Source organism: Rummeliibacillus sp. NPDC094406, assembly GCF_044763875.1.
Lineage (GTDB): Bacteria > Bacillota > Bacilli > Bacillales_A > Planococcaceae > Rummeliibacillus.
On the sequence record NZ_JBIWGZ010000003.1, the window covers coordinates 296,231 to 318,398 of the forward strand.

19 protein-coding genes and 1 other annotated feature are annotated in these 22,168 nt (G+C 36.4%); of the genes, 1 reads left to right on the plus strand and 18 read right to left on the minus strand.

The window, feature by feature from the left end; genetic code table 11:
* Positions 1-256 precede the first annotated feature (256 nt).
* From mltG to cymR, 11 genes are all read right to left on the minus strand, one after another.
* The gene (gene mltG / locus ACIQ4I_RS09875) at positions 257-1,375 is read right to left on the minus strand and encodes an endolytic transglycosylase MltG (RefSeq protein WP_403095771.1); all 1,119 of its coding nucleotides are present in this window, start codon (positions 1,373-1,375) and stop codon (positions 257-259) included.
* 141 nt (positions 1,376-1,516) lie between these two features.
* Entirely contained in the window at positions 1,517-1,810 is a 294-nt protein-coding gene (locus ACIQ4I_RS09880; RefSeq protein WP_403095773.1) for a DUF1292 domain-containing protein, read from the minus strand.
* A gap of 33 nt (positions 1,811-1,843) precedes the next feature.
* Positions 1,844-2,134 (minus strand): DUF1292 domain-containing protein, encoded by a 291-nt coding sequence (locus tag ACIQ4I_RS09885; RefSeq protein WP_403095775.1) that lies wholly within the window; start codon positions 2,132-2,134, stop codon positions 1,844-1,846.
* Positions 2,135-2,143: 9 nt separating this feature from the next.
* Positions 2,144-2,563: a Holliday junction resolvase RuvX gene (gene ruvX / locus ACIQ4I_RS09890; RefSeq protein WP_403095777.1), complete on the minus strand. Its 420-nt coding sequence runs from the start codon at positions 2,561-2,563 to the stop codon at positions 2,144-2,146.
* On the minus strand, positions 2,563-2,832 hold the full coding sequence (locus ACIQ4I_RS09895) for an IreB family regulatory phosphoprotein (protein ID WP_102691244.1): 270 nt from the start codon (positions 2,830-2,832) through the stop codon (positions 2,563-2,565). Before ACIQ4I_RS09895 ends, ruvX begins: the two co-directional genes overlap by 1 nt.
* A 74-nt stretch (positions 2,833-2,906) precedes the next feature.
* Complete coding sequence (gene alaS, locus ACIQ4I_RS09900) at positions 2,907-5,570, minus strand: alanine--tRNA ligase (RefSeq protein WP_403095779.1); 2,664 nt, start codon at positions 5,568-5,570, stop codon at positions 2,907-2,909.
* A 239-nt stretch (positions 5,571-5,809) separates the two neighbouring features.
* Positions 5,810-6,015: a binding site (T-box leader), on the minus strand.
* An 88-nt stretch (positions 6,016-6,103) separates the two neighbouring features.
* A complete protein-coding gene (gene recD2, locus ACIQ4I_RS09905; RefSeq protein WP_403095780.1) occupies positions 6,104-8,581 on the minus strand; it encodes an SF1B family DNA helicase RecD2 in 2,478 nt (825 codons plus the stop codon).
* A 19-nt stretch (positions 8,582-8,600) separates the two neighbouring features.
* Positions 8,601-9,260, minus strand: coding sequence for a tetratricopeptide repeat protein (locus tag ACIQ4I_RS09910; RefSeq protein ID WP_403095781.1), 660 nt, complete (start codon positions 9,258-9,260; stop codon positions 8,601-8,603).
* A gap of 14 nt (positions 9,261-9,274) precedes the next feature.
* Entirely contained in the window at positions 9,275-10,396 is a 1,122-nt protein-coding gene (mnmA, locus tag ACIQ4I_RS09915) for a tRNA 2-thiouridine(34) synthase MnmA (RefSeq protein ID WP_403095783.1), read from the minus strand.
* Positions 10,397-10,415: 19 nt separating this feature from the next.
* Complete coding sequence (locus ACIQ4I_RS09920) at positions 10,416-11,558, minus strand: cysteine desulfurase family protein (RefSeq protein WP_403095785.1); 1,143 nt, start codon at positions 11,556-11,558, stop codon at positions 10,416-10,418.
* Positions 11,559-11,572: 14 nt separating this feature from the next.
* On the minus strand, positions 11,573-11,992 hold the full coding sequence (gene cymR, locus ACIQ4I_RS09925) for a cysteine metabolism transcriptional regulator CymR (protein ID WP_403095787.1): 420 nt from the start codon (positions 11,990-11,992) through the stop codon (positions 11,573-11,575).
* Positions 11,993-12,139: 147 nt separating this feature from the next.
* Here cymR and ACIQ4I_RS09930 point away from each other — a divergent pair, with 147 nt between their 5' ends.
* Complete coding sequence (locus tag ACIQ4I_RS09930; protein WP_403095789.1) at positions 12,140-13,432, plus strand: replication-associated recombination protein A; 1,293 nt, start codon at positions 12,140-12,142, stop codon at positions 13,430-13,432.
* A 312-nt stretch (positions 13,433-13,744) separates the two neighbouring features.
* Here ACIQ4I_RS09930 and ACIQ4I_RS09935 read toward each other — a convergent pair whose 3' ends face one another.
* The 7 genes from ACIQ4I_RS09935 to ACIQ4I_RS09965 all read right to left on the minus strand — a co-directional run bounded on the left by ACIQ4I_RS09935 (position 13,745) and on the right by ACIQ4I_RS09965 (position 21,482).
* Positions 13,745-14,983, minus strand: a complete 1,239-nt coding sequence (locus ACIQ4I_RS09935) for an ABC transporter permease (protein WP_403095793.1) — start codon at positions 14,981-14,983, stop codon at positions 13,745-13,747.
* Positions 14,976-15,875 carry an ABC transporter ATP-binding protein gene (locus ACIQ4I_RS09940; protein WP_403095802.1) on the minus strand — a complete coding sequence of 300 codons (900 nt, stop codon included), beginning with the start codon at positions 15,873-15,875 and terminating at the stop codon, positions 14,976-14,978. The genes ACIQ4I_RS09935 and ACIQ4I_RS09940 overlap by 8 nt, the downstream gene beginning before the upstream one ends.
* Before the next feature lie 157 nt (positions 15,876-16,032).
* Positions 16,033-16,794, minus strand: coding sequence for a tRNA threonylcarbamoyladenosine dehydratase (locus ACIQ4I_RS09945; RefSeq protein WP_403095808.1), 762 nt, complete (start codon positions 16,792-16,794; stop codon positions 16,033-16,035).
* Between the two features lie 262 nt (positions 16,795-17,056).
* Positions 17,057-17,902, minus strand: coding sequence for a MurR/RpiR family transcriptional regulator (locus ACIQ4I_RS09950; protein ID WP_403095811.1), 846 nt, complete (start codon positions 17,900-17,902; stop codon positions 17,057-17,059).
* Positions 17,903-18,056: 154 nt separating this feature from the next.
* Positions 18,057-19,526: a PTS transporter subunit EIIC gene (locus ACIQ4I_RS09955; protein ID WP_403095813.1), complete on the minus strand. Its 1,470-nt coding sequence runs from the start codon at positions 19,524-19,526 to the stop codon at positions 18,057-18,059.
* Positions 19,527-19,539: 13 nt separating this feature from the next.
* Complete coding sequence (gene murQ, locus ACIQ4I_RS09960; protein WP_403095815.1) at positions 19,540-20,427, minus strand: N-acetylmuramic acid 6-phosphate etherase; 888 nt, start codon at positions 20,425-20,427, stop codon at positions 19,540-19,542.
* Positions 20,424-21,482 carry a MupG family TIM beta-alpha barrel fold protein gene (locus ACIQ4I_RS09965; protein WP_403095817.1) on the minus strand — a complete coding sequence of 353 codons (1,059 nt, stop codon included), beginning with the start codon at positions 21,480-21,482 and terminating at the stop codon, positions 20,424-20,426. The genes murQ and ACIQ4I_RS09965 overlap by 4 nt, the downstream gene beginning before the upstream one ends.
* Between the last annotated feature and the right edge of the window lie 686 nt (positions 21,483-22,168).

Consider the following 22,168-nt stretch of genomic DNA (forward strand, 5'->3'; position numbering starts at 1 on the left):
TTTCTTCCAGCTTCGGTGACTATACCCTCCTGGCATTTCAGTTCTTCGGTCGAAAGCTTAAAAATACACTTTCGATTCGGACTTTCCAATGAGCTTCGGAGGACCACAGAATACGGTTCAGATAGCCGTTACGACACGACATTGCTCACATAGGCTATCGTCCTTGAATGGAGCCACCACCGCTTTTTTATAAAAATACACTTTATCTTATCATGAAAATAGAAGAAAAGCGAGAGTCGCCCTTCTTCTATCACAGTTACTTAATACTTTTTTCCACTTTATTTAAGTGTTCATCATATGTTTTTGAGAAATGGTTGATTCCTTTTTTGTCCGCTACAAAGTATAAATAATCCGTTTCAGCAGGATTAATGGTTGCTTCTAATGATTCTTTGCCGGCATTGGAAATCGGACCAGGTGGTAATCCGGTATTTTTATAAGTGTTGTATGGATTATTCACTTCTAAATCTTTATATAAAACACGAGATTTATGTTCACCAAGTGCATATAAAACAGTTGGGTCAGTTTGTAATGGCATTTTCTTGTCAAGTCGGTTAAAGAATACACTCGCAATAGTTTCACGGTCGGTTTTTGCTGTTGCCTCACGTTCTAGTAAAGAGGCAAAAGTTAAGAATTTATGCACAGACATGTGTTTTTGTTTCAATTGTGCTGAGTATGAAGTAACGACTTCGTCTGTTTGAGCCACCATTTGTTCAGCTATTTCTTCAAGCTTTGGATTTTGTTCAAAGAATGGATAAGTTGAAGGGTATAAATATCCTTCAAGTGCATAGCGGATCTTCTTATTATCTACAGCTTTTGTAACTGTATTGGGATATTTCTTTTTCATATCATTTATAAATGCTTTACTTGTCACTAAATCCATAAATTCTTTTTTTGAGTAATTCGTACTTTTTGCTACACGATCAGCAATTTGGTCAATTGTTAATCCTTCAGGTATTGTAATTGTAAAAACTGGTTGGCGATATACTTTACCAGTTTTCAAACTTTGGATAATTTCATCAATCGTCATAGCTTGGGTCAATTTATATGTACCCGCTTGAAACTCTGACTCGTTTTTGAATTTAGTGTAATATTTAAAAACCTTTGCATTTTTGATAATGCCACTATTTTCTAATGTTTGAGCAATCGTATCAATTGAAGAACCGATAGGCAATTCTACTTTTATCGATTTAGTAGCACTTTCATTTACCGGCTTTAAAGCACTAGAAACGTAAAAATACATACTTATCCCCAGAATAAGTGCAAGAGCTACTATAATCCCCGATATTGTTAATGTTATTTTTCGAACGATTCTCTTTTCTGCCTGTCGTTCTTTTAATTTATTTATTTTATCTTGTTTAGTCGAGTTCGTACCCACTACATGTCCTCCTTTTAGAAGAGTATACTTCGCTTAATTTTTTTTATCCAACTACGGACTCTAGCTTTTAAAGCATACTCCGCTATCAAATAAAAAAAGCGGAATGCTAAGAACTCATTCCGCTTTGGCGACTTGTATCAATTACTCTTCGCCGAATTCAGCATCAAGAGTGTTTAATACTTCTTCAACCATATCCCATTCTTCATCTGTTTCGATTGGAACAAGTTCTCCGCCTTCACCATCTTCAGCTGGGACAACAGCAGATGCGAAAATTTCTACTTCTTCTCCTGCTTCTGCGCCTTCTTTATAATATAGAACATATGATTTTCCGAAGTCTTCAGAATCGAAAGTATAAAGTACTGCGTATACTTGTTCGTTTCCATTTTCGTCTACTGCAATAATATGTTCGTGATCGTGTTCGTGTTCATGTGCCATTATTAGGTCACCTCTTCAAATTATTTATGTTACTTATTCTGCTTCGATATCTTCATCAAGTTCTTCAATGACTGATTCGATAAAATCCCATTCTTCTTCCGTTTCGATTGGTGACAATTCACCATCTGTGCCGTCTTCTGAAGGGACGAATGCTGAAGCAAAGATTTCTACTACTCCATCTTCGTCTTCAGAACCAATTACAGAATAAAGTACATATGATTTTCCGAACTCTTCAGAGTCAAATGTATGAAGCACTTCACAAAGCTGTTCGTTTCCTTCATCATCAACGATTGTGATGTGACGTTGTTCAAATTCTTCTTCCATTTTTTCACCTCATAATTGTTTTCGGTCCAAAAAACCTTGAAGGATCATGACCGCAGCCATTTTATCAATGACTTTTTTTCGATTTTTGCGTCGAACATCTGCTTCTATTAGCAGACGTTCCGCAGCCATCGTTGTTAATCGTTCATCCCAGAGTGTGACAGGCATAACAAATGTGTCTTCTAACAGCTTTGCATATGCCTTTGAAGCTTCACCTCTAGGACCAATTGTATTATTCATGTTTTTCGGGAATCCGACAACGAATTCCGTCACTCCATATTGTTGGACGAGTTCTCGAATTCGTTCAATACCAAATTCTTCGTTCTCTTCATCGATTTTCACAGTTTCAATACCTTGGGCAGTCCAACCAAGTGCGTCACTAACTGCTACTCCAACTGTTTTGGAGCCAACATCTAAACCCATTATTCTCATCATTTTGCCTCGTTATTCTTCTTGATATAGAACTTTACAAGTTCCTCTAAAATTTCGTCACGTTCAAGCTTACGAATTTTGTTACGAGCCTCCTGATGACGCGGGATATAAGCAGGATCCCCTGATAATAGGTAACCAACGATTTGGTTAATTGGATTATACCCTTTTTCTTCTAGTGCTGCATGAACATGAAGCATGGTTTCTCTTACTTCTTGTTCCATAGATTCTTCCGGGAAATTAAATTTCATCGTTTGATCAAACTTACTCATGCTCAGCACCTCACTTTAAAGTTGTTGAAATTATAAATCTGTTCTTTGATAGTATACCTGATTCTTACTACCTTTTAAATAGATTTTACATAATTATACACAGAATCCAAAGCTTCTACCAATTTAGAGCCATCTTTTGCTCCGGCCATAGCCATATCAGGTCGACCGCCACCTTTACCGTCGCAAAGTTCAGCTACATGTTTAACGATATTACCTGCATGATAGTTCCCACCAACAATATCTTTTGTCACACCTGCACAAAGCATTACTTTATCACCCGCAGTTGCACCAAGAACGATAATACTATTATCCATTTTCCCTTTCAAATCGTCCATTAATTGGCGTAATTGGTTGTTATCTTTTGCCTCTACTTTTGTAGCAAGAACAGTCACTTCACCAATTTGTTGTGCTGCTGAAAGAATATTAGATGCTTGAGCACCAGCTATTTTAGCAGAAAGAGAAGTATTTTCACGTTGTTGTTCTCTTAAATCATGTTGTAAACCTTCAACACGAGCAACTAAATCTTTCGGATTTGATTTAAGTAGACTAGCTGTTTGTTCAAGAATATGTTGTTCTTCTTTTGCTGCAAGGTATGCTGCTTGACCCGTAACGGCTTCGATACGACGAGTACCAGCACCAATACCACCTTCAGAAACAATTTTAAAGAAACCTATTTCAGAAGAACTTTTAACGTGAATACCACCGCAAAGTTCAATTGAGTAATCAGATACTTGAACAACTCGTACTTCATCACCATATTTTTCACCGAATAAGGCCATAGCACCCATTGCTTTTGCATCTGATATTGACATTTCTTCGATTACTACAGGAATGTCTTCCCATACTTTTTCATTGACACTACGTTCAATTGTTTCTAGCTCTTCTTTTGTTACAGCTCCGAAGTGCGAGAAGTCAAAACGCAAACGATCCGGACCTACATAAGAACCAGCTTGGTTAACATGATCACCTAGTGTATCTTTTAATGCACGTTGTAAAAGGTGAGTTGCTGTATGGTTTTTGACTGTTAAATTACGTTCAGCGCGATCCACTTTTGCCAATACCTCGTCTTCAACATTCATTTCACCAGATTCGATAGTGACTGTATGCAAAGCTTGACCATTTGGTGCTTTTTTAACATCTTTCACAAATGCTGTAAATGAATCATTTGAAATGGTACCGTGATCAGCAACTTGTCCACCCATTTCAGCATAGAATGGCGTTTCGGCTAAAATAACTAATACTTCTTCACCTTCTGAAGCTGTTTTTGCCTCTTGACCACTTACAACCATTGCAGCAACTGTTGTATGGGCTTCTAACGATTCATAGCCGACGAATGTGCTTTGCTGAGTTAAGTTAGCTAATACTTCTGATTGTACATGCATAGAATCAACATCTTGACGTGCATTACGAGCACGTTCACGTTGTGCTTCCATTTCAGCATTGAATCCTTCTTCGTCTACTGTCATACCAACTTCTTCAGCATATTCTTCAGTAAGCTCGACTGGGAAGCCATAAGTATCGTATAAACGGAAGGCATCTCTTCCTGGAATCTCTGTTTCACCTTTTGCTTTCTGTGCTTCTACCACTTCGTTAAAAATAGCTAATCCATCATGAAGTGTTTCATGGAAACGTACTTCTTCGTTTTTAATTACACGTGCGATAAATTCTGCTTTTTCTTTCACTTCTGGGTAGAAGTCTACCATAATGTCGCCAACTGTTGGTACTAGTTCGAACATAAATGGTTTTTCGATACCAATTTGTTTTGCATAGCGTACTGCACGACGCAATAAACGACGTAATACATAACCACGACCTTCATTTGAAGGAAGCGCACCATCACCGATAGCAAAAGCTACTGTTCGAATATGGTCTGCGATTACTTTAAACGGAGTGTTAATATCTTCATCACTACCGAAGATTTCACTTAATTCAATTTCGCCAGGGCGTTTGTAAGTACGATTAGCAAACTCTTCGATTTTTCCGATGATCGGCATGAATAAATCTGTATCAAAGTTAGTAGGTACATCCTGTACTACTGAAGCCATACGTTCTAGCCCCATACCTGTATCAATGTTCTGTTTTGGCAGTGGAGTATAGGTACCATCTGGATTATGGTTAAATTGAGAGAACACAAGGTTCCAAATTTCAAGATAGCGTTCGTTTTCTCCACCCGGATATAGTTCAGGATCTTTTGGATCATTGCCGTATTTTTCGCCACGGTCATAGAAAATTTCAGAGTTTGGACCACTTGGACCTTCACCGATATCCCAGAAGTTACCTTCAAGACGGATTAAGCGTTCTTCAGGAATACCAATTTCGTTCTTCCAAATATCGTATGCTTCTTGGTCTTCAGGATGGATTGTAATAGATAATTTCTTTCCATCAAAGCCCATCCATTTAGAATCAGTTAAAAATTCCCAAGCATAGTGGATTGCTTCTTTTTTGAAGTAATCTCCGATAGAGAAGTTCCCAAGCATTTCAAAGAATGTATGGTGGCGTGCCGTTTTCCCTACGTTTTCAATATCATTTGTGCGAATTGCTTTTTGAGCATTTGTAATACGTGGATTTTCAGGAATAACTGAACCATCAAAGTATTTTTTTAAAGTTGCCACACCAGAGTTAATCCAAAGTAATGACGCATCATTAATTGGAACAAGTGGCATACTTGGTTCTTGTTTATGATTTTTTTCTTCGAAGAATTCAATGAATTTACGACGAATTTCTGCAGATGTTTGCATGAATAGTTCCTCCTTTAATATAATGCCTTTGTTTAATAATACTGTTGATACTTTATCCGTTTCGCTACAGGCGGACGCTTTCCGCGGGCGAACCGACGAGCCTCCTCGCTTCGCTGCGGGGTCTCTCTGGCCCGCTTTCCCGCAGGAGTCGCCGCCTTTCGCTTAAGTAAGATGCATAGAAAAAATCAACAATATCATTTAACAGCACCAATACAATAAAAAAAACCCTCATCCACTGTAACAGGGACGAAGATTAATTTCGCGGTACCACCCTAATTATAATAGTTTACACTATTATCTCTCGATTGACCTTAACGCGGTAAACGGCAGTTTTTGACTGCACTCAGGACGAGCTTTTCCAAAATGGTAAGTGAAGGTTCTCACAGCCTAGGAACCTCTTTCTGTACACTTTCCAAAAAGTACTTTTTTCCATCAACGATTTAATTATAGGGTTTCTTGATATAGTACATTTGCCGAAAACGATTTATCTCCGACTTTACTCATACTTATTTTAAAAAATGCTAGTCATTATGTCAATTCTCATTCACCATAAAGTCATATGGGCTAATCCCTTTCATACCAATCATAGGATGAATAAAATTGACATTTTCTACAGTTAGTTTTACTGGCTCACCATCGTTAACTTCTACTGTAGTTTCTCGCATTAATTGTTCTTCTTCTGATTTTGAAGAAATTTCATCACTATTTTCTTCGCAAACTTTTGTTGTTTCAGCATCCGGTTGATCATTATTTAAACGATCTGAAAGACTTGTATGTCTCTGTAAATCATCTGTTCGTTGAAATCCATAAATAAAAGTATCCGGTTCTCCGCAAAGTATAAGAAAATTCTTTGCTCTCGTAATGCCTGTATAAAGTAAATTCTTTCGAAGCATTTTTGAATAACTGCGAACAATTGGCATTATAACCATAGGGAACTCACTACCTTGTGATTTGTGAATTGAACAACAGTAAGCAAGAGTTAGCTGATTTAAGTCAGCTTTTTGGTAAGTCACTTCAATACCGTCAAAAGAAACGACTAGTAAATCTGTTTTTTCAACTGTTTCCTTCGCCTTAATAATAGAAATAACTTCCCCCATATCTCCGTTAAAGACATTATTATTCGGCTGATTGACAAGTTGTAAAACTTTATCTCCTATACGATATGTTGTGTCACCAAATGCAATCTCTTTTGTTTTTGCACTTGCTTTTGGGTTAATAAGCTCCTGCAACATTTTGTTCATTGCATCAATACCAGCATTTCCTCGGTACATTGGTGCTAATACTTGCACATCATGAATCGAGTAGCCTTTTTTAATCGCACTTTTAACAACTTGACCAACAACATCTGCAATTTGTTCTTGCCCTGCACGGATAAAAGAACGGTCGGTAGTTTTAGCAGTTAGATCTTGAGGTATTTCTCCTTGCTTCATCTGATGGGCCAATTCAATAATAGAAGATCCTTCAGATTGACGATATACATCTTTCAACTCTACTGTTGGAATCGCTTTTGATGCGAGTAAATCTTTAAGCACCTGTCCTGGACCTACTGGCGGCAATTGATCTTGGTCTCCTACAAATATCACTTGGCAATCATCGTTTAATGCCTTCAATAATTGATTGGCAAGCCAAGTATCTACCATTGACATTTCATCGACGATAATCAGACGACCCGCTACTTCACGTTCTGAATCTTCTTCTTTTTCTTGACCAGTAAAGCCCAGCAAACGATGTATTGTCATTGCAGGTAATTCCGTAGATTCACTTAGTCGTTTTGCTGCACGACCTGTTGGTGCTACTAAAACAATTGGGAAGTCTTCGTCTTTAGCAGCATATTCTTTTGGATTAAGAGATAGCCCATGTAATTCTGCGTATACATCAACAATTCCTCGAACAACTGTTGTTTTACCAGTACCAGGACCACCTGTTAAAATCATAACAGCTGAATTAATCGCTGTTTCAATTGCTTCAATTTGCGTTTCAGCATAGGAAACACCAAAACGTTCCTCAGCATCCCCTATTCTTTTACGGATTTCGGATGACGGGAACGCAGAATGTTCTTTGTTTTTTTGTGCGAGTTCAGTGATTTTAGTTGCAATACCTATTTCTGAATAGTAGAGAGAAGGCATATAAATTCTTGTCTCTTCTCCACACACTTTGCCGTCTTCACCTAGCTCAATAATACATCTGGAAATATCATCATAATCAATAGTGCATAGTTGACTGGATTCTAAAAGTTTTTTCGCTTGCGGGATAATTTCTTTTGCATCTAGAAATACATGCCCTTCTGATAAAGCGGCAACATTTAAAAGATGCAAGATAGATGCCTTTATACGATCTGAGTGATTACCTGTAATATGTAATCTTGCCCCTAACTCATCTGCACGTTGGAAGCCAATACCTTCAATATCTTCAATTAAACGGTACGGGTTCTTCTGTAATACTTGGAGTGTTTCGCCTTCATATGTTTGATAGATTCGAACTGCAATTTGAGCACCAAATCCCCACTCATTTAGTTGAATCATAATGCGATCAAGTCCGAGGTTTTGTTCGAGCACAGAGCGAAGGGTTTGCTTTTTGTCTTCTGTTAATCGTGGAATTTCATCTAAAGCATCAGGATTTTCGATAATCACTTTAATCGCATTAGGCCCTAGCTTTTTCACAATGGTCTCGGCAGTTCGATGGCCGATACCTGGAAATAAATCACTAGCTAAATATTGAACGACCCCAGTTTCAGTTGCTGGGATCTCTTTTTCAAAAGTATCAGCTTGAAACTGTAGGCCGTATTTTGGATGTTGCTTTAATTGACCTGTATAGCGATATAAGGCCTCTTCAGCAACTGTTGGAAAATAACCTGTAACGATGATCTCTTTTTCTTTGTAATCTGTATTCGTCTCTTGAATTTTCAATTTGATAATTGAAAATAAATTTTGAGCGTTATGAAAAATAGTGACGACAGGTCGACCGACGATAAAAAGCTGTTCGTCTGTAAATAATGATAAATTTTCAGTCAACACTGTCCCCTTCTTTCAATTAATTATTTTTCATCGTAAGCATGTCATGGATATAACGCGCTTGTTCAAATTCAGGTTGTAAAGTAAATGCTTGTTTTAAATGATACATCGCATCATCAATTCGTTCAGATGAAACTGCATAAAGTACCCCTAGATTATAATGGGCATCTGCATTGTTCCAATCCGTATCGATTACATATTGTAATTCTTTTTCTGCTGGTTCAAATAATTCTAATGTGCAAAGCATAATACCGTAAGCTAATCGAATTTGTAAATCTTCTGGAGCAAGTTCTGCTGCACGTTGCATGTAAGGTAAGCCTAATTTTGGTTTATCTTCATGTTCAAAGCTTTTGCCAAGCATATAATAAGCATCTGCTCCTTCAATACCATTGCGGATTGAACGTTCGTATAGCTTTGCTGCTTCAATATAGCGCTCAGAATTATAATATAGATTTGCCAAACCGTAATATGCTGTTGCTGCATTTTCATCTAATGTCAATGCTTTTTGGAAAAAGCGTTCTGCACGTTCACTATCATCCATCGAAGCTAGTAGATTACCAAAATTAATGTAACCTACAGGATCTTCAGGGTTTTCTTCAATAGCTTGTGTAAATGCTTTTGCAGCATCTTCGTATCTTTTTTCTTGAATTGCTTTTACGCCTTCTTCGTTATAATCCACTTTGTTCACCTCTGTTACCCAACATATGTTAATTTATCGCTATTTTTAAATACTTCATCAATGGTTGCTCCACCTAGACATTCGTCTCCGTTATATAAAACAACAGATTGTCCTGGTGTAATTGCACGAGTTGGTTCACTAAAGGTTACTAGCCATTTATCTTCACCGACAAGTTCAACTTCTACCGGTACATCCTTTTGGCGATAGCGGAATTTTGCCGTTGCATTAAATTTCTTCGGCATTTCGCGATGTGTTGTAAAACTTGTTTTCACTGCAGTTAAACTTGTAGAGAAAAGTTTATCATTGTTGAAGTTTTGTCCAACTAATAGCACGTTTCTTTCTAAGTCTTTTCCTAATACAAACCAAGGATCACCGTCTCCACCAATACCAAGGCCATGACGTTGACCGATTGTGTAATACATAAGTCCATCATGTTTGCCCATTACTTTACCATCAAAGGTTTCCATATTACCTGGTTGAGCAGGTAAGTATTGGCTTAGGAATTCTTTAAAATTACGTTCACCGATAAAGCAAATTCCAGTGGAGTCCTTTTTCTTAGCAGTTGCTAGGCCAGCTTCCTCTGCAATTTCACGAACTCGTGGTTTTTCTAATTCACCGATTGGGAACATTACTTTAGATAGTTGTTCTTGTGATAGTTGGTTTAAGAAATACGTTTGGTCTTTATTTTGATCGACACCACGTAACATTCTCGTTTCACCATCACGTACCTCGACTCGTGCATAGTGACCTGTTGCAACGTAATCAGCACCAAGTTTTAAGGCATGTTCTAGAAATGCTTTGAATTTGATTTCCTTATTACACATAACATCGGGGTTTGGTGTACGACCTGCTTTATATTCTTCTAAAAAGTAAGAAAATACTTTATCCCAATATTGTTTTTCAAAGTTTACCGCATAGTACGGGATACCGATTTGGTTACAAACTTTGATAACATCTTCATAATCCTCTGTAGCTGTACAAACACCAAATTCATCTGTATCATCCCAGTTTTTCATGAAGATACCGATCACGTCGTAGCCTTGTTTTTTCAATAAATAAGCCGTTACAGAAGAATCGACTCCTCCAGACATTCCGACAACAACACGTGTTTGTGAGGGGTCTTTCGTTGCGTTCATATTGTTCACCTTTTTTCTCTTATTTCACTAAGCGTTTTACGATTTCAATTATTTTATCTGCAGTTGTTTGGATATCCTCTAATGTTAAGCCATAGCCAAAGCTAAAGCGGATAGAGTTGCGTAGCTCATCTGCGTCTTTTCCATACATTGCAACTAGTACATGTGAAGGATCGATAGTACCAGCTGTACAAGCAGAACCACTAGAAGCAGCGATTCCATCGATATCTAAATTGACTAAGAAAGATTCAACTTCTATTCCTGTAAAACTAATATTTAAAACATGTGGCAAATAATGTTCTTCATCACCATTTACATGATAAGAAATTTCTGCTTGATCTAATTTCTTCAAGAACATATTGCGGAAATCAATGAATTGTTGTTGTTTTTCTGTAAAACTTGCTTGAGCAATTTTAGTAGCTTCTGCAAAACCAACAACTGCTGGTACATTTTCAGTACCTGCACGACGTTTTCGTTCTTGTTCACCACCCAAGATAATTGGTTGGATTTTCGCACTATCGCGTTGATAAAGGAATCCTAAACCTTTTGGTCCATTCAATTTATGAGATGACACAGAAAGTAAATCCACTTGAAGTTCATCTACATTAATTTTTTGTATGCCAAACGCTTGAACAGCATCTGTATGGAAACTTGCTTGATGGTCTTTTAATAATTCACCAATTTCTTTAATCGGTTGTAAAGTACCAACTTCATTGTTACCAAACATAACTGTTACTAAAATAGTATCATCACGAAGTGCATTTTTTAAATCATCCAGTAAAATCAACCCTTTGTCATTAACAGGAAGATAAGTCACTTCAAAACCTTCTTTTTCTAGTTGCTGACAAGTATGAAGTACTGCATGATGCTCGATTTGTGTTGTAATAATATGTCGACCTTCTGCACGTCTAGCATGTGCTGTACCTATGATTGCTAAGTTATCCGCTTCACTACCACCACTTGTAAAAATGATTTCGTGGTCTTTTGCGCCAATAGCACTTGCTAAAACGAATCTTGCTTCGTCCAAATATTTTCGAGCATAACGACCAATGCTATGAATACTTGATGGATTACCAAATACGTCACCCATCACTTCTGCCATTTTCTCAATTACAGCTGGATGCATGGGAGAAGTTGCTGCATGGTCAAGATATATTTCTTTCATGGTAAAATCTCCTTTTAAATATAAAACATATAACCTTTATCATTTTGTTCTTCTGTGTAGCTTGCTAAATCATCAAGGGTTGTTGTTTCAAGGACATCTTTTACTGCATCACGAACGCGAAGCCAAAGCTCTCGTTGTGGTGGTGCCTCTTCTTCAATACCTTCTACAGGCTGAATTGGTCCTTCTAGCACTTTTATAACGTCTGCTGAAGATATTAAATGTGGTGGTTTTGATAACATATAGCCACCATAAGCACCTCGAACACTTTTGACAAGTCCTGAGTTTCGTAATGGTGAAACAAGTTGTTCTAAGTATGCTTCTGATAAATTATTTTCTGATGCAATTTGTCTAAGTGGAATCGGTCCCTGACCATATTCTTTGGCCAATTCAATCATAATTGTTAAGCCATAACGCCCTTTTGTTGAAATTTTCATATATACACCTCTAAAATTAGCTATTTGTCTAGCTTAAAGTATAGCATATTTCCTTTCATTCTACTCGGGAATGATTTAGTATTATTGTTACGAGTTATCGAACTTCTAGTTATTAAGCTCTGTATCAATAAGAAAGAGGTGCCCAATTTGCCAAATGAACCACTCGCATTTCGAATGCGACCACGTAATCTTGATGAAGTTGTCGGTCACCAAGAAATAATCGGACAAAATACTACTTTATATAAAATGATAAAAAACGAACATGTACCATCTATGTTACTTTATGGGGAACCCGGTATCGGTAAAACATCGATTGCGTTCGCTATAGCTGGTTCGTCAAAATTACCTTTTTTTGCATTAAATGCAACGCGAGCAGGTAAAAAAGACGTAGAAGATGTTGTCAACGAAGCAAAACTTTCTGGACAAGTAATCTTATTTTTAGATGAAATTCATCGTTTCAATAAATTACAACAAGATACTTTACTTCCCCATGTTGAAAACGGCTCTATTATCTTAATAGGTGCTACAACTGAAAATCCATTTCATGATGTAAACCCTGCGATTCGCTCACGCTGTGGAGAGATTAAACAACTCAAAAGATTGACAGATGAAGATATTAACACTCTCATCCTTCGTGCATTAGAAGACAAAGTACGCGGACTTGGTCGATACAAAATCCGTATGACAGATGACCAACGTGCATTAATCGTTCAAGCTGCACATGGTGATGCAAGAAAAGCACTGACACTTTTAGAATCTGTCTACTATTCATCTGATGAAGAGAATGATGAAACGATTGTACAAGATTCTATTGTCAAAAATCTAGCAGAACGTATCGGTGTCTATGGAGATAAAAAAGGAAGTCATTTTTATAATCTACTGTCAGCTTTGCAAAAATCCGTTCGTGGTAGTGATGTCAATGCTGCGATTTACTATTTAGCAAACTGCTTAGAAAATGGGGACTTAGTTGCAGTTAGTCGCCGTTTATTAGTGATGAGCTTTGAGGATGTAGGATTAGCTGCTCCTGAAGTTGGTTCTCATGTTCTTGCGGCCATTCAATCAGCAGAACGACTAGGGATGCCAGAAGCTCGCATCCCACTGGCTCATGCAGTAATTGAAATGTGCCTTGCCGAAAAATCAAACTCTGCTATTTCTGCAATCGATGCTGCCACTGCTACCATTCATGCGGGCAAAACCGGAGATATTCCGATGCATTTACGCGATGCACATTACTCGGGAGCTAAAGTTCTTGGTGTAGAAGGATATCAATATCCACATAACACACCAATCGGTACATTTGGTGGCTGGGTTGATCAACAGTATTTACCTGATGAACTGGTAGGAACCGAATTCTATCATCCTGTAATTGCAGGGCAGGAAAAACGAATGGCAGGAATATACGATCATTTAAATAGTTTAAAAAATAATAGAAAAGAATAGAATATTACTAGTAAGAAAAGACTATGGACAAGCTCGAAAACAGTGAGTTTGCCTACAGTCTTTTTTTAAATTACTTAAGGTAAATTAGGTAATTACTTTGTATAAAAGAACGGTTCGTTTCGGTTACTAGGTATAAGCAACTCTCGATAATATAAGTACTAAACCTTTTGGAACTCTGTCTCCTATTTTCACTTAGATTATTGTTAAACAAAACCAAAGGAAAAAGACAAGTAGAACAATTTCTACTTGCCTTTACTTTTTGATTAAATCGTTAATTTTTTGGATTAATTCTAAGAAATCAGTAAACTCCTATTACGTAGTAACCTTAAGTACTGTTTTAATTTTCTGGATGACTCCACCTGTAGTATATGTTAGTACACTTCGTTTATAGAATGACAATGTAACAAAGAATGCTAACACAACAGTAATGATTAATACAATAAGTGCAATTAGAGGTTCGAATGATGATAAATCTGTTGCACCCATTCTAAGCGGCATTACCATAACAGTTGTAAATGGGATGAATGAGAATACTTTGATTAATAATGTATCAGGACTATATAAACCTGACATTAAGACATAGAAACCAGTCACTCCTATTAGCATGACTGGCATCATCGCTTGCCCTGCTTCCTCTACTTTTGATACTAATGAACCGAATAATGCGCCCATCACCAAGAATAAGAAAATAGATAACAATAAGTAGGATAGTGTATAAAGGACATAGCTCATGGATAAATGATCGACGACATCAGTTACGCTTCTCCATTTTGAGCCACCATCTATTGTTAAAAATAATACAATTTGTACCACCAATAATATACCAATCTGTGTTAATGCCAATAAATAGGTCCCAGTTAATTTCGCTAAAAAGTGTGTTGAAGGTTTTACACTTGCCAATAACACCTCTAACACGCGAGAGCCCTTCTCAGAAGCTACATCAGTCGTAATCATAGACAAAAAAGAAATAACAATCGAATAAACCAATGATCCTACTAAAATAGAAGCGCCAATTCCCGCTGCTTTTTCATCTTCACTCTTCCCGTCTTTTGTTTGCTCGTTTAAATTTTTCATATTAATTGGAGTTTGAGATTCAACAATTTGAGCTGCCTGTTCTGCAGATAAATTTAATTGTTGAACTGCATAGATTTTCCCAGCATATTGGATTAAGGATGATAGTTTTGTCTGATCATTAAATTCAAGAGGTTTATATGTAGCAATCTCCGCTCCAAATTTGCCATTCGTTTCTTTTAGGACAACTACTGCATCTAGTTTTTCATCTTTTACTTTTTGCTCTATTTTTTTCTGATTATCTGTAGAAAATGAAAACTTCATATCGCTATCTGATTGGAATACCTCTTTAAAATCTTGTTTAGTGTCATTAATCAAAGCAACCTTTAGTGGCTCTTCAGAGAATAATGCCGCTTTAATATCTGACCAAAACATCACTACACTAATAATTACTACATAAAGAACAATTGAAAATATAAATGATTTTGTTTTAATCTTCTGCCTATAAAGTTGTGTTGCTAATATCCAGAATTTAGACATGCTCGCCACCTACCAAATCTTTGAAGATTTCATCAAGTGATAAATAATCCATACTGAATTTTTCCATATACTTTCCTTTTCCAAGTATCTCATGAAGCTGTTCGCCATAAGATTCATTTTCTAATAATAAGGTGTAGCCATCCTTCGTTATCTTAACGCTTTTTACACCAGGTAATTCGCTTAATTGTGATTCGTTTAATTCAGTCCGGATGCTTAATTTTATTTTTCCGTATTGTTCCTTCAAATCTATCAAACTACCTGTAAACAGAGAGACACCTCTTTTTAATATACAAAGATGATCACATAGTTCTTCTACATTATCCATTTGATGACTTGAAAATAAAATCGTTGTTCCTTTTTCTCGTAAATACAAAATTGCTTGCATTAATAATTCTCGATTGACAGGATCAAGACCACTGAATGGTTCATCTAATATTAGAAATTCTGGTTGATGAATAAAACTTGCAATTAATTGAACTTTTTGCTGATTCCCTTTTGATAGTGTCTCTGCCTTGGATTTCCGCTTATCTTCCAATTCAAATCGCTTAATCCAATAGTCAACCTCATTTTTTAAATCTTTTTTCGTCCATCCTCGAAGAACTCCAAAGAAATACAATTGATCTTCAACTGTCATGGTAGGAAAAATCCCTCTCTCCTCAGGTAAATAACCAAGCACATCTCTATTTACATTATGCATGGACTCACCATTCCAAGAAATATCCCCTTCTGTTGATTCCTGCAAATCAAGAATCATTCGGAATGTTGTTGTTTTACCAGCTCCGTTTTGACCGATAAGACCAAATATTTCTCCTTTTTCAATCGTAAAAGAAAGCTGATTGACTGCTGTGAAATCATGATACCTTTTTGTTACTTGATCAATCACTAATGCCATAACTCTACTCCTTTTATGCAAAAATTTCTGAACATAATACATATACGTTCCAAACTTCCAAATGTATTCATTTTTATTAAAATTTATTAATTTAAATAATGAAAAAAGCCGTATTCACACATTTTCGTGTAAATACGACTTTTTATTGATATTAACATTAACCTTGAACTCGGTTAATCTTAATATCCTTCAAAATTTCACGTACAACCCAGCTTGCAGCGATTAAGCCTGCTGTAGATGGCGCAAAAGCATTTGAGGATGGTGGCATTTTTGCTTTTCGGATAGCAGCATCTGGTTTGCCGACTGTTTCTGCAACATCTGGACGAATAACGATTGGGCTTTCATCAGAGAAGATAACTGGAATTCCTTTTTTAATGCCTTGCTTGCGCAGTTTCAAGCGAATGACTTTTGCAAGTGGATCTGTATGCGTTTTAGAGATATCTGCAATTTGGAAACGTGTTGGATCCATTTTATTGGCAGCACCCATACTAGAAATAATTTTAATATTACGTTTTAAACATTCTTTCATAATGTGAATTTTATATATCACTGTATCGGATGCATCGATTACATAGTCTGGTTCATAGCTGAAGAATTTTTCGTAGGTTTCTTCTGTATAGAACATATGCAAATCAATGACTTCGCATTCTGGGTTAATATCTGCAATACGTTCTTTCATTACAGCTGATTTAGACTTGCCAATTGTAGATAGATAAGCGACTAGTTGGCGATTAATATTGGTAATATCTACATCATCTTTATCAACTAAAATAATTCGACCAACGCCACTTCTTGCACAAGCTTCTGCTGCAAAAGATCCAACGCCACCGACACCTAAAATAGCGACTGTAGTATTTTTAAGTTTATCTAAACCTTCTTGTCCTATTGCAAGTTCATTTCTTGAAAATTGATGTAACATGAAAACCCTCTCCATCTATAAAAATTTCATTTCTTTAGTAAACCAAGTCAATTACTTTGATAATTATCTAAAACAATTATTAATTATAGCATGAATTACTTTCTGTGAGAATTATATCGAAAAAATTGAGGATGCTTTTTTGAATCAAGCTTTAATAACTTAAAAAGCCGATACAACCTATTTAATAGGATTGCATCGACAATATATTCTATTCACTTTTTGAACACTTCTCAAAGAATTAATGTATAAAGTGTTACATTCGTCAAAAATATTCCCTTACCACACGGTGCGAAGTGGCAAGTTTATCAATATTTTCGTCAAAATCTAACGCTACGTAAGTGTAATATAAAATATTTAAAGCATAGAGTTGTGCAATTAGAGATGTCGTAGCTGCACTACGAATTGTCTTATTTTCTTCGTTAGCATCATGAATTAGTGTAATAGTACTTAATTTTACTAATGTGCTATTAGCATTATGTGTCATGACAATTCTTGAGACATTTAACTCTTTTGCAATCTTCGCTAGCTTAATACTCTCTTGCTTCTCTCCTGAGTTTGATATCAATACTAAAACAGAATTTTCATGTTGTGCTGACAGCGAAGCAGTAATTAGATGATGATCTAGAGTATGGATAACCGATTTTCCCACTCGCATAAACTTTTGAGCCATATCCTCTGCAACTACATTTGAAGCACCCATACCATAAATAAATATTCGATCAGATTGTTTTAACATTTGCGCTGCTTTCTGAATGCTGTTATCTAAAAGCTTTTGATTTGTTTGTTCAATCGTATGTTGAATACGAAGAGACAGCTTATCTTTTACTTGTTTTGTCGAATCACTTGGATTAATCTCTTGGTACAATTTTTTATCAATCATTGATTCCGCTGATAATTTTAACTTAAACGAAGTAAAACCCTTATTGCTTACTGATTGGCAAAATCGAATGACTGTAGCTGGACTAACGCCTGCTTTTGTAGCTACTTCTTCTGTACTCATAGTAATTACATGAGTTGCATGCTCTAAAATAAATGCCCCTACTTTTCTTTCAGCAGATGATAAGGACGCTAATTTATTTTGAATGGAAAATAATAGATGATTTTTCATAATACATTCCCTGCTTTATAGGATAAAGTGAAATATGTGGCTTGTGTTATCACTTATTGTAAATTGAAACAGCTCGACTTCTACTTAGAATTCAACTTTATCAACCAAATATTTTTCTAGAAAAGATCCTTTTTTTGTTAAAGAGTGATAAATTTTATTGTTCCTCATTTTCATTTTGATGGATAGCATCTTTTGGAACGCCGAAGAAATAGGTAGCAACAAAACCACCCGCATACGCTGAAAGTAATCCCAAAATATAACCAAGAATATGACCATTCGCAATTAGTGGAATTAATGAGATACCACTTGGACCGATTGCAATTGAACCAATACCCCCTATCCCTGCTATTACTGCACCACCAATTCCTCCACCAATACAAGCAGTAATGAATGGACGACCTAATGGAAGTGTTACCCCGTAAATAAGCGGTTCACCAATTCCTAGAATCCCTACAGGAAGTGCACCCTTGATTAAGTTAGTAATTTTTTTGTTTTTACGGCATCTTACCCATAATGCGATTGCAGCACCTACTTGACCTGCACCTGCCATCGCTAATACTGGTAATAATAATGTCACACCTGAGCTATTTATCATTTCAATATGGAGTGGCGTTAATATTTGATGCAATCCAAACATGACCATTGGAAGGAAAGTGGCTCCAAGCACAAATCCTGAGAATGCACCGCCCACATCTAATATCCAGTTTACTGCTCCAACCAAACTTGCGGAGATTACACCTGCAACAGGCATGACGATAAAGATTGTGATTAATCCTACAATCAGTAATGTAATTGTAGGCGTTACTATAATATCCACTGCATCTGGTACAAATTTACGAACATTTTTTTCAACAATAGATAAGATCCATACAGCGAAAATAACCCCTAAAATACCACCTTGCCCAGCAGATAAAGCGCTTCCATTGAAGATATTGGTTAATGGAACTTCAGGATTCATTCCTGTTAATAAGGTTGTTGCCCCGACAACCCCGCCTAATCCAGGAGTTGCTCCGAATTCGTTGGCACTATTAATACCAACATAAATTACTAGATATGCAAATACGCCATTTTTGATAATATTTAAGATCGTAATAATTTGTGACCAGTTATCACCAATTTGCCCTGCCACGAGCATATTAGATAAAATAGCAGCTATACCGCCTAATAGACCCGCACCTACAAAAGCAGGAATTAATGGGACGAAGATATTAGAGATTGACTTTAATATTCTCTTAAATTTTGTATTTTTTTGTTTTGATTTATGAGCTGCCTTAACCTCTGCTGCCTTCGCTTCGACACGTTGGCGATCAGTCAAGTTTTCTATATTATTTGAAGTACTAAACATATCTGGAAATGGTTCTCCTAGCTTCACCCCTGCCATTGCTACCATCTCGTTTGCTACCTTATTAACTGTACCTGGGCCAACTACTACTTGTAGCGTTTCGTCTTCCACAATACCTAAAACACCTTGAACATTTTTTAAACTCGCTACATTTACTTTTGCTTCATCTTTAATCGTCATACGAACTCGAGTCATACAGTGAATAATTTTAGATACATTCCCCATACCACCGACTTGATCGTATATTTCTCTAGCCATCCGTTGCTCTTTTGATTCAGCCATGTCCAATCCCCCTTTAAAGTGTTTTTCTTACAAAACCTTTCGCTTGTTTCAAACGATCTTTTGCTTCATCCATCCCCAAATTCGTTAACAACATTACAATTGCCAGCTTGACATCCCGATTTGCATTTTCGAAACTTCCACTTGCCTCTTCATACGTACAATCCGTTGCTTGCATAATAATACGTTTTGAACGTTCTACTAATTTTTCGTTTGTTGGTTGTACATCTACCATTAAGTTTTTGTATATTTTCCCTATGCCTATCATGGATACTGTAGACAACATATTCAGTACCAATTTTTGTGCGGTTCCTGATTTTAATCGAGTTGAACCAGTTAATATTTCCGGTCCTACTTCTATTTCAATTGAAATTGTAGCGTATGTACTGATTATTGCATTCTTATTACAAGAAATACTTGCAGTTGTTGCTCCTATCTCTTTTGCATATTTCAAGCCACCAACAACATAGGGCGTACGCCCACTTGCTGTAATTCCAATGACTATATCCTTGTTTGTAAGTTTTAAATCTTTAAGATCACTATTTGCTAATTCTTCAGAATCCTCTGCCCCTTCTACAGCAGCCGTCATTGCAGACATACCTCCAGCGATTAGACCTACTACTTTTTCAGAGGATGTTCCAAAAGTTGGTACACATTCTGCAGCATCTAAAATACCAAGTCGACCACTCGTCCCTGCCCCTATATAAATGAGTCGTCCTCCATTTTGAAAGGCTGTAGTAATGGCATCGGCTACTTTTTTGATCTGTGGTATTTCTTTTTCAACACATTTGGGAACTGTTTGATCTTCATAGTTCATTAAAACGAGAATTTCTTCCATACTCATTTCATCCAGATGCATAGTTTTTTCATTTCTCTTCTCTGTCGTTAGCTTATCTAAATTCATCCATTCACCTCTTTAATCATTACTTTCTGCCCTGCACCAATCAATAGCAATAAATCCAAATCTTCTTTCCGAATATCTCCAATTACATTTACTCTGTTATCGCTAGGGAGGTCACTTCTTGTAATTTGAATTTCTCCCATATAGCGACCATAATTGAAATTATCAATGGTGATTGAACCTTTTCCACGCTCAACTGTATTTTGCGGTTTAATCATTCCCGTTACTAAAGATCTTGCTTCCTCAAAACGAACTACATCTCTTGCTCCATCAAATCGATTATGAAAAGATTTTGTGATGTAGTCGGGTGCATGATCAAACAAAGTACCATATAGTAAGAAAAATCTCCCCTTCAAAAAAGCTTTATACTGGTTCATGGTTTCTTTACCAATTCGTGGATCACCAATAAAAACTTTGTCAGTTGACGTGTCATTTAGTAATTCTATTGCCGAGCTTAAAGAATGACGTCCTCTATGCTTCTCAAGGGTAGGTAAACCGGTGAATATTGGGCCACGGAGTTGTTTATCTCCAGGAACAAACGCCATAGTGGTAAATCCCCACTTCTTTAGCGCACTGTTTTTTCCTTCCAAAAATTGCTTACTTAGACCTGTTTCATTTCTTGGATAATAATTATGCCACGCTTCAATTTTTTCAAAGTTTGCATCATATTGTTTTAATACTTCAACATTATCCGCAATGATTGTGCTTGCATTTAGCGCAACAAACATTTTTTTAGACAATGCGGCAATTTCCTCCATCGTAAAACCGTAATCAAAACGAATTCCTGTAATACCCATCTCCTGAATTTCTTCTGCATTTTCTAAAGTCAGACCGATTGCTTCAAGCGCTGATGGAGAAATATCCACCGTCAGCCTCAAATCAGTGTTCTTACACAAATTGCCCAAAGTACTTAAACGACCTTTATAAAGTGATGCATCGTATTCTGGTATATGCAATGAGGTAAACACTTCTTCAAATCCTATTTCCTTCATATCACGAATATAATAGTAATCACTTTCTGTTAAATCCTTGTTTAAATACATCGAAAACCCAAACAAATTACCACCCCATTTATAAGCAAAATCAATTTTCTAATTCTTTCACGCTGATATTACATTTAATATGAAATAGCATTTCAACATATGAATTTATATTTACATAATTAATGAAATGATATTCCGTATGAATCAATATGAAAATAGACTTCGAAATTCAGATAATACATATCTTGAAATCCTTTTCTTATTGGTCAATTTCAAAATACTTTTCTAATTAAAAATACGAATAGTTTCTAATAAACAAAACAATAATTCGGATAATATTTCATATCAGTATTTACTTAGTATTGCCGCTCCAGATGGCGCTTTCGTGCTAAGCGATTGTTGAGCCTCCTCGGAAGCCTTTGCTCCTGCATCGCTACGCTAGCTTCGTCGCAGAAAATTCTTTTTGCTTTTGCAGTGCAAAAAGAATTTTCACTGCGGGGTCTCACCTGTCTCGCTTTCCCGCAGGACTATGAATGGACCTCTCTGAATCAACATCGCACGAAGGAAATGCGAATGCATTTTCGAGGACTCGCCATCTTCCGCTTCATAGACAATATTCTAATAGATATGGCATATAACAATGGGCAATTTAATGTTCGTGTTTTTTATCAAATTTTTGAATTATGAATTTGACTTTATATAAAGAGAAATAATGATGTTTAATTTTAAATCTATAAATACAAACCTCCTACCAATTCAAT

Coding starts and splice junctions, on each gene's coding strand:
- murQ (WP_403095815.1), bottom strand. CDS start 20,427: ATGAATTTAGATAAGCTAACGACAGAGAAGAGAAATGAAAAAACTATG.
- cymR (WP_403095787.1), bottom strand. CDS start 11,992: ATGAAAATTTCAACAAAAGGGCGTTATGGCTTAACAATTATGATTGAA.
- ACIQ4I_RS09920 (WP_403095785.1), bottom strand. CDS start 11,558: ATGAAAGAAATATATCTTGACCATGCAGCAACTTCTCCCATGCATCCA.
- mnmA (WP_403095783.1), bottom strand. CDS start 10,396: ATGAACGCAACGAAAGACCCCTCACAAACACGTGTTGTTGTCGGAATG.
- ACIQ4I_RS09935 (WP_403095793.1), bottom strand. CDS start 14,983: ATGTCTAAATTCTGGATATTAGCAACACAACTTTATAGGCAGAAGATT.
- ACIQ4I_RS09955 (WP_403095813.1), bottom strand. CDS start 19,526: ATGGCTGAATCAAAAGAGCAACGGATGGCTAGAGAAATATACGATCAA.
- ACIQ4I_RS09885 (WP_403095775.1), bottom strand. CDS start 2,134: ATGGAAGAAGAATTTGAACAACGTCACATCACAATCGTTGATGATGAA.
- ACIQ4I_RS09940 (WP_403095802.1), bottom strand. CDS start 15,875: ATGGCATTAGTGATTGATCAAGTAACAAAAAGGTATCATGATTTCACA.
- ACIQ4I_RS09950 (WP_403095811.1), bottom strand. CDS start 17,902: ATGAAAAATCATCTATTATTTTCCATTCAAAATAAATTAGCGTCCTTA.
- ACIQ4I_RS09895 (WP_102691244.1), bottom strand. CDS start 2,832: ATGAGTAAGTTTGATCAAACGATGAAATTTAATTTCCCGGAAGAATCT.
- ACIQ4I_RS09945 (WP_403095808.1), bottom strand. CDS start 16,794: ATGTTACATCAATTTTCAAGAAATGAACTTGCAATAGGACAAGAAGGT.
- ACIQ4I_RS09880 (WP_403095773.1), bottom strand. CDS start 1,810: ATGGCACATGAACACGAACACGATCACGAACATATTATTGCAGTAGAC.
- ruvX (WP_403095777.1), bottom strand. CDS start 2,563: ATGAGAATAATGGGTTTAGATGTTGGCTCCAAAACAGTTGGAGTAGCA.
- alaS (WP_403095779.1), bottom strand. CDS start 5,570: ATGCAAACATCTGCAGAAATTCGTCGTAAATTCATTGAATTCTTCGAA.